This is a genomic window from Cryobacterium sp. TMT4-10 (genome assembly GCF_004403275.1).
Taxonomy (GTDB): domain Bacteria; phylum Actinomycetota; class Actinomycetes; order Actinomycetales; family Microbacteriaceae; genus Cryobacterium; species Cryobacterium shii.
Map to the genome: position 1 here is coordinate 204163 of NZ_SOGU01000090.1, position 12902 is coordinate 217064.

The 12902-nt window shown below is 68.4% G+C and carries 10 protein-coding genes; 6 read left to right on the forward strand and 4 right to left on the reverse strand.

Annotated features, from left to right (window positions below; all coding sequences use genetic code 11):
* Window positions 1–2: 2 nt before the first annotated feature.
* Window positions 3–491, reverse strand: a complete 489-nt coding sequence (locus E3T42_RS13940; RefSeq protein WP_134366577.1) for a ribose-5-phosphate isomerase — start codon at window positions 489–491, stop codon at window positions 3–5.
* Window positions 492–504: 13 nt separating this feature from the next.
* The gene (locus tag E3T42_RS13945) at window positions 505–1113 is read right to left on the reverse strand and encodes a disulfide bond formation protein DsbA (protein ID WP_134366576.1); all 609 of its coding nucleotides are present in this window, start codon (window positions 1111–1113) and stop codon (window positions 505–507) included.
* Between the two features lie 185 nt (window positions 1114–1298).
* Between E3T42_RS13945 and E3T42_RS13950 the strand changes: the two genes are divergently transcribed.
* Entirely contained in the window at window positions 1299–2903 is a 1605-nt protein-coding gene (locus tag E3T42_RS13950) for an MFS transporter (protein ID WP_174235682.1), read from the forward strand.
* A 123-nt stretch (window positions 2904–3026) separates the two neighbouring features.
* Window positions 3027–4523 (forward strand): SDR family NAD(P)-dependent oxidoreductase, encoded by a 1497-nt coding sequence (locus E3T42_RS13955; RefSeq protein ID WP_134366574.1) that lies wholly within the window; start codon window positions 3027–3029, stop codon window positions 4521–4523.
* 185 nt (window positions 4524–4708) lie between these two features.
* Here the strand turns inward: E3T42_RS13955 and E3T42_RS13960 are convergent, their stop codons facing one another.
* A complete protein-coding gene (locus E3T42_RS13960; RefSeq protein ID WP_134366573.1) occupies window positions 4709–5518 on the reverse strand; it encodes a GNAT family N-acetyltransferase in 810 nt (269 codons plus the stop codon).
* Window positions 5519–5824: 306 nt separating this feature from the next.
* Here E3T42_RS13960 and E3T42_RS13965 point away from each other — a divergent pair, with 306 nt between their 5' ends.
* On the forward strand, window positions 5825–7177 hold the full coding sequence (locus E3T42_RS13965; RefSeq protein WP_134366588.1) for an MFS transporter: 1353 nt from the start codon (window positions 5825–5827) through the stop codon (window positions 7175–7177).
* Window positions 7178–7280: 103 nt separating this feature from the next.
* On the opposite strand, the gene E3T42_RS13970 is transcribed toward E3T42_RS13965, so the two are convergent.
* Window positions 7281–8300 carry a DUF2332 domain-containing protein gene (locus E3T42_RS13970; protein WP_134403169.1) on the reverse strand — a complete coding sequence of 340 codons (1020 nt, stop codon included), beginning with the start codon at window positions 8298–8300 and terminating at the stop codon, window positions 7281–7283.
* Window positions 8301–8394: 94 nt separating this feature from the next.
* Here E3T42_RS13970 and pepN point away from each other — a divergent pair, with 94 nt between their 5' ends.
* The 3 genes from pepN (at window position 8395) to E3T42_RS13985 (ending at window position 12878) form a co-directional block, all read left to right on the forward strand.
* Window positions 8395–10938, forward strand: a complete 2544-nt coding sequence (pepN, locus tag E3T42_RS13975; RefSeq protein WP_134366587.1) for an aminopeptidase N — start codon at window positions 8395–8397, stop codon at window positions 10936–10938.
* A gap of 211 nt (window positions 10939–11149) precedes the next feature.
* Window positions 11150–12430, forward strand: coding sequence for a mechanosensitive ion channel family protein (locus E3T42_RS13980; protein WP_134403170.1), 1281 nt, complete (start codon window positions 11150–11152; stop codon window positions 12428–12430).
* Window positions 12420–12878 carry a globin gene (locus tag E3T42_RS13985; protein WP_134366570.1) on the forward strand — a complete coding sequence of 153 codons (459 nt, stop codon included), beginning with the start codon at window positions 12420–12422 and terminating at the stop codon, window positions 12876–12878. The genes E3T42_RS13980 and E3T42_RS13985 overlap by 11 nt, the downstream gene beginning before the upstream one ends.
* The last annotated feature ends 24 nt before the right edge of the window (window positions 12879–12902 follow it).

Here is a 12902-nt window from a genome sequence, read left to right on the forward strand (position 1 = left end):
GGTTAGCTTGAAAGAGGCGTGCCGTTGATTGTGCAGGTCGTTTCGTACTCCGCCAGCTGGGAGATCCGGCGCACATGGCGCTCGTCCCCGGGGAACGGCTCCGCGATGAAGGCGTCGATGAAGTCGGTGGCATCCTCGATCGTGTGCTGGCGGGCGCCGATGGAGATGACGTTGGCGTCGTTGTGCTCGCGGGCGAGACGCGCCGTGTTGAGGCTCCAGACGAGAGCGGCTCGAATCCCCTTCACCTTGTTGGCCGCCATCTGCTCGCCGTTGCCCGACCCGCCGAAGACGATGCCGAGCGCCTCTACGCCCTGCGTGAGGTCGGTCACGACGGCCTCGGCCGCGGTGATGCAGAACCCGGGGTAGTCGTCGAGGGCGTCGTAGCTCACCGGGCCGTGGTTCACGACTTCGTGACCGGCAAGGGTGAGGTGCGTGAGCAGGTGGTGGCTGAATTCGAGGCCGGCGTGGTCAGTGGCGATGTGGATGCGCATGATCCAATTCTATTTACTCGGCCGCGAAGACGGGTCCGCGGGTGCGGGTGCGCTTCATCTCGAAAAAGCCCTCGCAGCCGGCGACGGCCACCACGCCGTCCCACAAGGCCAGCGCCTGGTCGCCGGTGGGCGCGGGCGACACGACCGGGCCGAAGAAGGCCACGTCGTTGACGGAGATGACGGGGGTGCCCACATCCTGCCCCACTCGCTCCATGCCGTCGAAGTGGCTGGCGCGCATCTGCACGTCGTATTGCTCGCTGTCCGCCAAGGCGGCGAAGGCGACCGGCAGGCCCACTTCGGCGAGCGCCGCCGGGATGACCTCGTCGGGGTTCGAGCTGCCGCCCGGGTGGATGCGCGCGCCGAGGGCGTCGTAGAGAGCCTTGACCGTCTGCTGGCCGTGCAGTTCCTGCGCGGCCTGCACCAGGCGGGTGTATTTGAGGGCCCGCGGGAAGAACTCCCGGTACTCCTCTGACACGTCCTGATCCTCGTTCAGGACGGCGAGGCTCATCACCTTCCACTCGACGTCGAAACCGCGCAGGGCGGCCACCTCCCCCACCCAGCGGGAGGTCATCCAGGCCCAGGGGCAGGAGGGGTCGAACCAGAACTTCACGGAGTCAGCCATGGTGCCAGCCTAAGCGCCGATTGACTCGAGAACGGGCGACGGAGACCCCACGTAAACCCCTGTCCAGGGCGGGTATCGCAAACGAAATGTCTGGTTGAGGCCACTTTTCGGCTAAAATCGTACGTTATGCCCGGAAGCGGGCCGCAACTTTTCATCGAAAAATGATCTCCACGAGAGAAGCTCCAATGCTCAGAACGACAAGCACGACCGATTCGAATGCCGGTGCGGATCTCACCGCCGGCAAGGCGAAGAAAACGCTCCTCAAGCGCCGCTTAAAAGTGTCCCACGTCAACGTGGTCGACCAGTCGAGACTGAAGAAGGCCCTCGGCGGCACCATCGTCGGAAACACGATGGAATGGTACGACGTCGGCGTGTTCGGCTACCTGATCACGACGATGGGCCCGGTGTTCCTGCCCGAGGCCGACAAGACGGTGCAGACCCTCTTCCTGCTCGGCACCTTCGCCGCGACCTTCATCGCCCGCCCGCTCGGTGGCGTCTTCTTCGGCTGGCTCGGAGACAAGATCGGCCGCCAGAAGGTGCTGTCGATGACCCTGATGCTGATGGCGGCATCCACTTTCGCGGTGGGCCTGCTGCCCAGCTACGCCCAGGTCGGCATGCTCGCCGCGGCGTTGCTCGTCTTCACCAAGCTCGTGCAGGGCTTCTCCACCGGCGGTGAGTACGCCGGTGCGACCACCTTCGTCAGCGAGCACTCGCCCGACAAGCACCGCGGCTTCTTCGCCAGCCTGCTCGACATGGGCAGCTACCTCGGCTTCGCCATCGGCGCCGCGCTCGTCTCGATCCTGCAGGTGACCCTGGGTCAGCCCGTGATGGAAGACTGGGGCTGGCGCATCCCGTTCCTCATCGCCGGACCGCTCGGCCTGATCGCCATCTGGTTCCGCCTCAAGATCGAGGAATCCCCCACCTTCCAGGCCACCCTGGATGCCAAGGAGCTGGCTGCCACCGACCCGTCGTTCACCGACGAGTCCGCCGCGTCGAACGGCCCGGTCAGCATTTTCAAGAACCACTGGCGCGGCATCATCGTCGCGATGGTCCTCGTTGCCGCGGCGAACACCCTCGGCTACGCCCTGACCTCCTACATGCCGACGTACCTCACCGCCACCAAGGGCTACGACGAGCTGCACGGCACACTGCTGACCATCCCCATCCTCGTGATCATGTCGTTCTGCATCCCCCTCGCCGGCCGACTGTCGGACAAGATCGGCCGCCGCCCGGTGCTCTGGATGGGCGCCGGTAGTGCCGTGGTGCTCTCCATCCCCGCGTTCCTGCTGATCGGTGTCGGTGAGATCTGGTCGACGCTGCTCGGCCTGGCCCTGATCGCCTTGCCCGTCACGTTCTACGTCGCCAACCTGGCCTCGGCCCTGCCGGCGCTGTTCCCGACCGAAAGTCGTTACGGCGCCATGGGCATCGCGTACAACTTCTCGGTCGCCATCTTCGGCGGCACCACGCCGTTCATCATCGCGGCGCTCATTGCCGGGACCGGGAACGACATGATGCCGGCCTACTACCTGATGGGCACATCCGTCGTCGGTGGAATCGCGATCTTCTTCCTGCGCGAGTCTGCCGGACGCCCGCTGCTGGGCTCGATGCCCAGCGTGAATTCGGTCTTCGAGGCCCGCGAGCTGGTCGCCAACCAGGACGACAACCCCGACCTGGACACCGACGAAATGCCGTTCGACGAAACGTATGAGCCGGCCACCTCGTCGATGGACCTGTCCTCGCTCGCGACGGAACTCGACTCCACTCCTGCGCCGGAGACCCTGAAGGTCTAGCCACACCCGCTCCACCAGCTCGCTTCACCGCTGTTGCCCGGACGGACAACAGGTGCCGCTACACCGGCACCAGTTGTCCGGCCGGGCAACAGTCGTCTCAGGGGGCCGTCGTAGAATTGGCGGATGACCACCACGCCTTCGACCGAGCCCGCGGCAGAGCCCGCACCGGGCATCGACCCCGCGGAGATGGCGATCGCCCTGCGGGTCCTCGCCTCGCTCAGCGAGATCGACCCGGAGGACCCGGACTTCGTCACCGTGCGGCAGGCCACCGCCAAGATGTTCAAGTCCGTCAAAATGGTGCGCCGCGGCGAGAAGCGCCAGGCGATCGCGGACGCCGACCGGGAGGTCATCGCCGCGACCGCGACCGGCGCCCGCACCCGGATCGACGACGAGACCATCGGCGCCCAGCTGCGCCTCGGCACCGATCGGGCGTCGGCCGGCGAACTGCTCGTGCCCCGGGCCTGCTACATCTGCAAGCAGAAGTACACCCTCGTCGACGCGTTCTACCACCAGCTGTGCCCCGGCTGCGCGGCCATGAGCCACCAGAAACGGGATGCCCGCACCGACCTGACCGGCAAGCGCGCCCTGCTCACCGGCGGCCGCGCCAAGATCGGCATGTACATCGCCCTGCGCCTGCTGCGCGACGGCGCCCACACGACCATCACCACCCGGTTCCCGCGGGATGCGGTGCGCCGGTTCAGCGCCATGCCGGACTCCGCCGACTGGCTGCACCGGTTGCGGATCGTGGGTATCGACCTGCGCGACCCGGCTCAGGTGATCGGCCTGGCCGACTCCGTGGCGGCGGCCGGACCGCTCGACATCCTGATCAACAACGCCGCCCAGACCGTGCGCCGCTCCCCCGGCTCCTACTCGATGCTGGCCCTGGCGGAGCAGTCTCCGCTGCCGGAGGGCAGCATCCCGGAGATCGTGACGTTCGGGCACGCCAACGACGCGCACCCGACCGCGCTCGCGGCATCCGTCACCAGTCACCCGATCCTCACCGCCGCGGCCGGCGCGACCGGCGCGCTCACCGCCGACGACCTCACCGCGCTGGCCCTGGCGCCGGGCTCCTCCTCGCTCGAGCGCCTCGCCGCCGGCACCGCGATCGACGCGGGCGGGCTCGTGCCCGACCTGCACGACGCGAACAGCTGGACCGCGAACGTGCAGGACGTAGACCCGCTGGAGATGCTCGAGGTTCAGCTCTGCAACACCACGGCCCCGTTTCTGCTGGTGAGCCGCCTGCGTGCGTCGCTGGCGGCATCCGAGGCCCGCCGCACCTACATCGTGAACGTGTCCGCGATGGAGGGCGTGTTCGGCCGCGGCTACAAGGGCCCCGGCCACCCGCACACGAACATGGCCAAGGCCGCGCTGAACATGCTCACCCGCACCAGCGCGAAGGAGATGCTCTCGGACGGCATCCTGATGACGAGTGTGGACACCGGCTGGATCACCGACGAGCGCCCGCACCCGACCAAGGTGCGCCTCGCCGAGGAGGGCTTCCACGCCCCGCTCGACCTGGTCGACGGCGCGGCGCGGGTCTACGACCCGATCGTGCGCGGCGAGGCCGGCGAAGACCTCTGCGGCGTCTTCCTGAAGGATTACCAGCCCGGAACCTGGTAGCCGTCCCTCGGGCCACCACCCTGTCCCGCTCCGAACCAATTCGACGGAGATTCTGAGCTTTTCGCACCCTGGAGGCCGATTCAGACCCGATTTCGGCAAAATCTCCGTCGAATTGGTTGGGTGGAATTGGTGAGGGCGAGCGGATGCCCCGGCGCACTCGCAGCGCGACCAGGCAACGCCGAGGATCAGTCCGGCGCGGGGGCGGGCGGCGTCCAGACATACGGGGTCGTCGTCGTCAGCGTCTGGAAGCCCAGGCGCAGCAGGATCGGTTTGCTGTCCTCGGAGGCGTCGACCTGCAGGTAGCGCACGCCACGATCGTGCGCGAGCCGTGCCCGGTGCGCCACGAGCGCCCGGTAGATGCCGCGGCCCCGCCAGGCGGCAAGCGTCGACCCGCCCCAGAGGCCGGCGAAGTCCGTTCCCGGGGTGAACTCGAGTCGGCACGAGGAGACCACCTCTCCGGCGGCCTCGGCGACGAAGACGAGCACATCACCCGGGGCATCGCGCACACTCGTCTCAAGGTCGCCGGCCAGCCAGGACTGGTCCGTTCCCCAGACCTGAGTCTGGACGTCGGCGATGCCATCGAAATCCGCTCGGGAGTCGACCTGACGGATGGTGACCCCGTCGGGCAGCCCGGACCCGGGTCGCGCGGTCAGGCGCGCGGTCTCGCCCACGACGACCGTCTCGGGTGCCTCGGGCACGAACCCGGCAGCGATCAGGCGCCGGGTCAGGTCCGCGGGCTCGTCGTGGCCGCGGGTCTTCCACTCCACCGCCTCGCCGCGAGCCGCGAAGAAGTCTCGGTGCCCGGCGATGAGGGCGTCCAGCGCCGACCCGGTCAGTCCCACCTCGCGGGCGGTCTCGACGAAACCCTGGTGCCATCCCACCACGCGCAGAACCGAACCCCGCAGTTCAAAACGGATGCCCGCGGGCTGCTCGGCCGGAACCCGCAGCCGGAGCTGGGCATCGTAGGCGGCCAGGAGGGCCTCTCGACTTGTCATTGCGCCCCACCCTAGAGCCGGCCCGAACGAATTCGACGGTAATTTTGGCCAAACGAGACCCAGACGGCCAAAAAACGGGCTGTTAGGGCAGAATCTCCGTCGAATTGGTTCAGCGCCGGACACCGTGTGCCGGCTCCGCCCGGGAGTCGAGCCAGGGGCCACCGATCCGGGACGCCCGGCGGGAATGCTCGACCGCCGCGACGACTTGGAGTCAAGGGGCATCCGTCCCGGTGAGTGAAGAGGTGCAAGCTGAGCAGCATCGACGTGGGCTTCCGTTCCGAACGCGGCCCGGTGCTGATCGCCCTGATGATGACCACGGGCCTGGTCGCGATCGACGCCACCATTCTGGCGACCGCCGTGCCCACGATCGTGAAGGACCTCGGCGGCTTCGCCCAGTTCCCCTGGCTGTTCTCCATCTACCTGCTCGCCCAGGCCGTGTCCGTGCCGGTGTACGCGAAACTGGCCGACACCGTCGGTCGCAAGCCGATCGTGCTGATCGGCATCGCCCTGTTCCTGCTCGGCTCGGTGCTCTGCGGGCTGGCCTGGAGCATGCCTGCGCTGATCGTTTTCCGCGCGATCCAGGGCCTCGGGGCCGGGGCCGTGCAGCCGATGGCGGTCACCATCGCCGGCGACATCTACACCGTGGTCGAACGCGCGAAGGTGCAGGGCTACCTCGCCAGCGTCTGGGCGATCTCCTCCGTCGTCGGCCCCACCCTCGGCGGCGTGTTCTCCCAGTTCCTGTCCTGGCGCTGGATCTTCTTCGTCAACATCCCGCTCTGCGTCATCGCTGCCTGGATGCTGCTGCGCCAATTCCACGAGACGGTCGAGCCCCGCCGCCACCAGGTGGACTACCTCGGGGCCGGGCTGCTCACCGTGTCACTGAGCCTCCTGATCATAGCCGTGCTGGAGGGCGGGCAGGCCTGGGCCTGGAACTCGCCGCAGAGCATCGGATCCTTCGGCCTGGGCGCGCTCCTGCTGGCCCTGTTCGTGCTCGCCGAGCGGGGGGCCGCCGAGCCCGTCCTGCCGCTCTGGGTGTTCAGCCGGCATCTGCTGCTCAGCACCGCGCTCGTCTCGATCGGTGTCGGCGCCATCCTGATCGGCCTCACTTCCTTCGTGCCGACCTACCTCGAAGGGGCCCTGGGAACCGCGCCGCTGACCGCCGGTCTGGCCCTGGCGGCGCTGACGATCGGCTGGCCGATCTCGGCATCGCTCTCCGGGCGCCTTTACCTGCGGATCGGCTTCCGGAACACGGCGCTGATCGGCATCGGCATCGTGCTGCTCGGCGTGGTGGCCCTCGCACTCTTCGCAGCGACCCCCTCGGTCGCCATCGTCGCCGCCAGCTGTTTCGTGACCGGCCTCGGCCTGGGCCTGGTGGCCACCCCGTCCCTGATCGCGGCGCAGTCCAGCGTCGACTGGAACGAACGCGGCGTCGTCACCGGAGCCAACCTGTTCTCCCGTTCCATCGGCAGCGCGGTCGGCGTGGCCATCTTCGGCGCCGTGGCGAACGCGATCTTCTCCGCCTCCGGGCGAGGGGCGCCGGATGCCGCCACGGTCGTCGCGGCATCCGGCGCGGTGTTCGCGGCCGTGACCGTCACCGCCGCTTTGACCATGATTGCGGCGATCTCCATGCCGCGAACGCCGGCTCACCGGGTGCAGTGACCCGAGGCCTCGACACCTGAACGAATTCGACGGAGATTCTGACAGAAACGACCCTGAACAGCCCGAAAGCGAGCCTTTACGGCAATATCTCCGTCGAATTGGTTCACCGCCGGGGCGAGGATCCCCGCTCGTCCAGCCAGTGCAGGGCCCGCCCGTGCGGCTCCGTGAACGCGATCGGCTCGGCATCCAGAGCGAGCACGAAGTCAGTGGATGCTGCGGGGCGCGCCCGCAGTCTCTCCGTCACCGCGGGCACGACCGAGCGGCCCTCGTTGGACAACCAGCGCACGGGCGGCCGGTGCATGGTGGCCGTGAACCGGCGCGCGGCTGCTTCGTCGAGGTAGGCCAGCACGGCGGTGTGGAACACGACCACGGTCGCCCCGGCGGGCGCCCGTGCGACGAGGGCCTCGACCTGGTCGTTGAGGTCCCCTCGCACGATCGGGGCCGGCTCCGCCCGAGCGAGCTGCACCGCCGCACGGAGCCTCGCCCGGCGATCGTCGTGCTCCGGCCAGATCAGGGCGTCCAGCCAGGCCACGTCGGCCTGATCGAACAGGTCGAGCAGGTTGAGGTCGACGCCGGCCCGCCAGACCACCTCGGGCAGTTCGGCCGGCCCGGGCACCGGCCCGGTCAGGGAGCAGTCGAGGACCACCGGGCTCGGCCCGGCGGCGGGATGCAGCATCCGTTCGACCTCATCGCCGGCGAGATACCGGTAGCTGTACCGGTCGGGATACAGGCAGAGCCCCGCGGATGCCCCCACCTCGATCAGGGCCAGCGGACCGGGAAGCGCGGCGAGCGCCGGCAGCAGCACCGCGCACCGTCCGGGCTCGTTCGTCTGGGTGGAGTGACTGAGGCAGGTGGCCGACACGACGGCCCAGTGGCCGGCCAGCCAGGAGCCGAACTCCCCGTACTCCGAGACGGGGGCGCCGTGGAACCGCGCCGCGCTGAAGACCAGGTTCGGCTGCCGTTTCGGCGCCGGGAGCCGGTCGATCAGGGCGACGGTCGCCGGGTCGTCCGCCACGCCGTGCGCCCACGCTTCGTAGCAGGCGCTCAGGCCGCGCGCTTCCATGTCGGCGAACTCCCGGTAGCGGTCGGCGGTCGCGGCCCGCGGGTCGGTGCTTGCCCTCATGCGCACACCCTAATCCTTGGCTAGGCTGAATCCTGTGTGCTGCGTCACAAGCGTCAGCGCGCCCGCATACCGCGAAACCGAGATGGAGAAACCGTTGCCCGGAGAGAACCTCACCAGGATCGAAGCCCAGGAGCGCGCCGCGCTCATCACCGTGCAGAGCTATCAGGTCACCCTCGACCTCACCGCCGGACCGGAGACGTTCGGCAGCGAGACCACGGTGCGCTTCACCGCGACGCCCGGTTCGTCCACCTTCATCGACGCCATCACCCGCACCGTGCACTCGGTGACGCTTAACGGCGCCGCGCTCGACCCCGCATCCGTCAGTGACGGCATCCGGATCCAGCTCGACGGCCTCGCCGCGGAGAACACGCTCACCGTCGTCGCCGACGCCGAGTACACGAACACCGGCGAGGGCCTGCACCGCTTCGTCGACCCGGTCGACAACGAGGTCTACCTCTACAGCCAGTTCGAGGTGCCCGACTCCCGCCGCGTCTTCGCCGTGTTCGAGCAGCCCGACCTCAAGGCCACGTTCGCGTTCACGGTCACCGCGCCGGGCGCCTGGGAAGTCATCTCCAACTCGGTCACGCCCGAGCCGACGGATGCCGGCAACGGCCAAAAGACGTGGGCCTTCGCCCCCACCCACACCATCTCCAGCTACATCACCGCCCTCGTCGCCGGCCCCTACGCGGTCGTGCGCAGCGAGCTGACCTCCAGCGACGGCCGCACCATCCCGCTCGGCCTCTTCTGCCGGAAGAGCCTGTTCGAGTACCTCGACGCGGATTACCTGTTCGAGAAGACCCGCCAGGGCTTCGAATACTTCGAGGGCAAGTTCAACTACCCGTACCCGTTCGACAAGTACGACCAGATGTTCGTGCCGGAGTTCAACGCCGGCGCGATGGAGAACGCCGGCGCGGTCACCTTCACCGAGACCTACGTGTTCCGTTCCAAGGTCACCGACGCCATCAAGGAGCGCCGCGTCGTCACCGTGCTGCACGAGCTCGCGCACATGTGGTTCGGCGACCTGGTCACCATGAAGTGGTGGAACGACCTGTGGCTGAACGAGTCCTTCGCCGAGTGGGCGTCGACCATGGCCACCGCCGAGGCCACCGAGTGGACCGAGGCATGGACCACCTTCGCCGTGATGGAGAAGAGCTGGGCCTACAAGCAGGACCAGCTGCCCTCCACCCACCCCATCACCGCCACCATCACCGACCTCGAAGACGTGCAGGTCAACTTCGACGGCATCACGTATGCCAAGGGCGGCTCCGTGCTCAAGCAGCTCGTGGCCTGGGTCGGCCGCGACGAATTCTTCACCGGCGTCGCCGCGTACTTCCAGAAGCACCAGTGGGGCAACACCGAGCTGCACGACCTGATGGTCGAACTCGAGGCCTCCAGCGGCCGCGACCTCAGCGAATGGACCAGGCTGTGGCTCGAGACCGCGGGCGTGAACACCCTGCGCCCGGAGGTCACCGTCGACGAGACCGGCACCGTCACCGGCTTCACGGTGCTGCAGACAGCCGCCGCCGACTACCCCACCATTCGCCCGCACCGCCTCGCGATCGGCTTCTACGACCTGGCGGACGGCACACTCGTGCGCTCGCACCGGGTCGAGATCGACGTCGACGGCGCGCAGACGGATGTCCCCACGCTGGTCGGCCTGAAGCGTCCCGCCCTGGTCCTGCTCAACGATGACGACCTGGCCTACGCCAAGATCCGCCTCGACCCGGCGTCGCAGGAGGTGGCCCTCGAGAACCTCTCCGCGATCGAGAGCCCGCTCGCCCGCGCCATCGTCTGGGGCGCGGTGTGGGACGCCACCCGCGACGCCGAGACGGCGCCGCGCGACTTCATCACGCTCGTGCTCGGCAACGTCGCGACGGAGACCGAGTCGACCACGCTGCGCACGGTACTCGGCCAGGTCGTGCTCGCCGCCACCTACTACGTCGCCGAGGAGCACCGCACGGCGACGATCAAGGAGGTCGGGGACGCGCTCTGGTCCCTCGCCCGCCACGCCGAAGCCGGCTCCGACGCGCAGTTCCAGTTCGTGAAGTTCTTCGCCGGTATCGCGACCACCGAGAGCCAGCTGGCATCCGTGGCCGCGCTCCTGGACGGCTCCGTGCCGCTCGAGGGCCTGGAGATCGACACCGACCTCGCCTGGGAGCTGCTCATCGCCCTCGTCGCCGGTGGCAAGGCCGGATCGGCCGAGATCGACGCCGCACTGGCCGCGGACAACACCGCGACCGGCGCCCAGTCGGCCGCGCAGGCCCGCGCCGCCATCCCGACGGCTGAGGGGAAGCAGGCCGCCTGGTCGTCGCTGATCGACGTGGACACCGCCCCGAACACGATCGTGCGGGTCACGGCCGCCGGTTTCCTGCGCGCCAACGACACCGCGCTGCTCGAACCGTTCGTGGACCAGTACTTCGCCATGCTGCAGTCGGTCTGGGCGGCCCGCAGCTTCTCGATCGCAGAGAAGCTCGTGCTCGGGCTGTACCCGGCACCGCTCGCGAACCGGGCGCTCGTCACCTCGACGCGCACCTGGCTCGACGCCAACCCGGAGCCGCTCGCGCTGCGCCGCCTGGTGATCGAGAACCTGGCCGGGGTCGAACGGGCCCTCGCCGCCCAGACGCGCGACGCGGAGTAGCCGCGCCGCCGCATCCGCCCGCGTGCCCCTAACGAATTCGACGGAGATTCTGCTCCTGGAACCGGGTTAAACCGGTCCAGATCGCCAGATCAGCCAAAATCTCCGTCGAATTCGTTGGGGCGCGGAGCCGGGGCCGGGGACTAGGAGCGCGGGGCGCGGGGCAGGGGACTCAGGATCCGGACAGGACGAGGCTCTGTAGACTCGTCTCGTTATGGACTTTGACGCAATCTGGCTTGAACTCACCCAATTTTTCACGATCGACCTGTGGCTCAAGACCATAAACATCGTCGTCATCATCGTGGGCGCACTCGTGCTGCGCTGGGTGCTGCACTTCGTGATCGAACGGGTCGTGCAGCAGATCGTCTCCGGGGTCAAGAAGAACCAGAACGTACTGGACACGCAGGCCCTGAGCGTCTCCCCCCTGGCGGCGGTGCGCGTGGTGCAGCGCACCCGCACCCTCGGCTCCGTGCTCTCCAACATCCTCAACGTCACCCTGCTGATCGTGTCGATCCTGTTGATCGTCAACATCATCAACACGGACATCCTGGGGTCCTTCGCCCTGCTCACGGCCGCTCTCGGCGCCGGCCTGGGTTTCGGCGCGCAGAACATCGTCAAGGACATCCTGAACGGCCTGTTCATGGTCGTCGAGGACCAGATCGGCGTGGGCGACATCGTCGACGTGGGCTTCGCCTCCGGCGTCGTCGAGACCGTCGGCATCCGTGTCACCCAGGTGCGCGACGTCGACGGCACGCTCTGGTTCGTGCGCAACGGCGAGATCCTGCGGGTCGGCAACATGTCCCAGGGCTGGGCCCGCGTCATCATCGACCTCGCTATTCCCTACTCGTCCGACGTGGAAGCCGTTCAGAACGAGCTGCTCCGGGTGGCGAAGGCCCTGGCCTCCAGCCGCAAGTGGCGCCCCGTCATCCTCGAGAAGCCCGAAATCTGGGGACTCGAATCGATCTCCGCGGAGGCCCTCGTCGTGCGCCTCGTGGTGAAGACCCGGGTCGCGGCGAAGTGGGACTTCGCGCGCGACCTGCGCCTGCACCTGAAGAAGGCTCTCGACGGCCTGGGCATCGGCCTGACCCCGCTGAACAGCGTTGTCATGGCCGGCAAGGATGGCGCCATCAACGCCGGCACGACCCCCGCCTTCGAAGATGCACCCGACGCGGCCGTCGAAGCAGCCGCGTCGATGCCCGACATCGCCACCAGCCCCTTCACCGCCCCGGTGACGATGAGGAAGAACAAGGCGCCGCGGGCCCCGCGCCGGCCCAAGGCCGACACGGTGACACCCGAAAAGGCCGAACCCGAAGCGTCCAAGCCGGCAGCGTCCAAGCCGGAAGCGCCCAAATCCGAAGCGTCCAGGCCGATAACGCCCAGGCCGGTAACGCCCAGGCCGGTAACGCCCAGGGCCGAATCGCCGAAAGCTGAAACGCCGAAGACCGAACCAGCCAGGAACACCGCACCCGACCCGGAGATCCGCGATGACGAATGACGCCACCCCAGTTTTCCCCGCCACCCCCGCCGGGGTCCACCTCCGCGGCGGTGAGGACGGCGCGGCCCTCGGCCCGTCGTTTTACGAGCAGGTCGGCGGGCGACCGTTCTTCGAGAAACTGGTCGCCGAGTTCTACCGCGGCGTCGCCACCGACCCGGTGCTGAAGCCGATGTACCCGGAGGCCGACCTCGGGCCGGCCGTCGAGCGGCTCACGATGTTCCTCGAGCAGTACTGGGGCGGTCCGGGCACGTACAGCGAGCAGCGCGGCCACCCGCGCCTGCGCCAGCGCCACCAGCCGTTCAAGGTCAACCCGGATGCCCGCGACCGCTGGCTCAGACACATGCGCGCCGCCGTCGACAGCTGCGAGCTGCCCCCGCTGCAGCGTGACACCCTGTGGGACTACCTCGAGCGCGCCGCGTTCGCCATGCTGAACACGTTCGACGAGTAACCCGCTGTCCTCCCGATAGCACCG

Excerpts from the sequence above, each read along its gene's own strand:
- E3T42_RS13940 (WP_134366577.1), bottom strand. The coding sequence starts at position 491 with ATGCGCATCCACATCGCCACTGACCACGCCGGCCTCGAATTCAGCCAC.
- E3T42_RS13945 (WP_134366576.1), bottom strand. The coding sequence starts at position 1,113 with ATGGCTGACTCCGTGAAGTTCTGGTTCGACCCCTCCTGCCCCTGGGCC.
- E3T42_RS13950 (WP_174235682.1), top strand. The coding sequence starts at position 1,299 with ATGCTCAGAACGACAAGCACGACCGATTCGAATGCCGGTGCGGATCTC.
- E3T42_RS13955 (WP_134366574.1), top strand. The coding sequence starts at position 3,027 with ATGACCACCACGCCTTCGACCGAGCCCGCGGCAGAGCCCGCACCGGGC.
- E3T42_RS13960 (WP_134366573.1), bottom strand. The coding sequence starts at position 5,518 with ATGACAAGTCGAGAGGCCCTCCTGGCCGCCTACGATGCCCAGCTCCGG.
- E3T42_RS13965 (WP_134366588.1), top strand. The coding sequence starts at position 5,825 with ATGATGACCACGGGCCTGGTCGCGATCGACGCCACCATTCTGGCGACC.
- E3T42_RS13970 (WP_134403169.1), bottom strand. The coding sequence starts at position 8,300 with ATGAGGGCAAGCACCGACCCGCGGGCCGCGACCGCCGACCGCTACCGG.
- E3T42_RS13980 (WP_134403170.1), top strand. The coding sequence starts at position 11,150 with ATGGACTTTGACGCAATCTGGCTTGAACTCACCCAATTTTTCACGATC.
- E3T42_RS13985 (WP_134366570.1), top strand. The coding sequence starts at position 12,420 with ATGACGAATGACGCCACCCCAGTTTTCCCCGCCACCCCCGCCGGGGTC.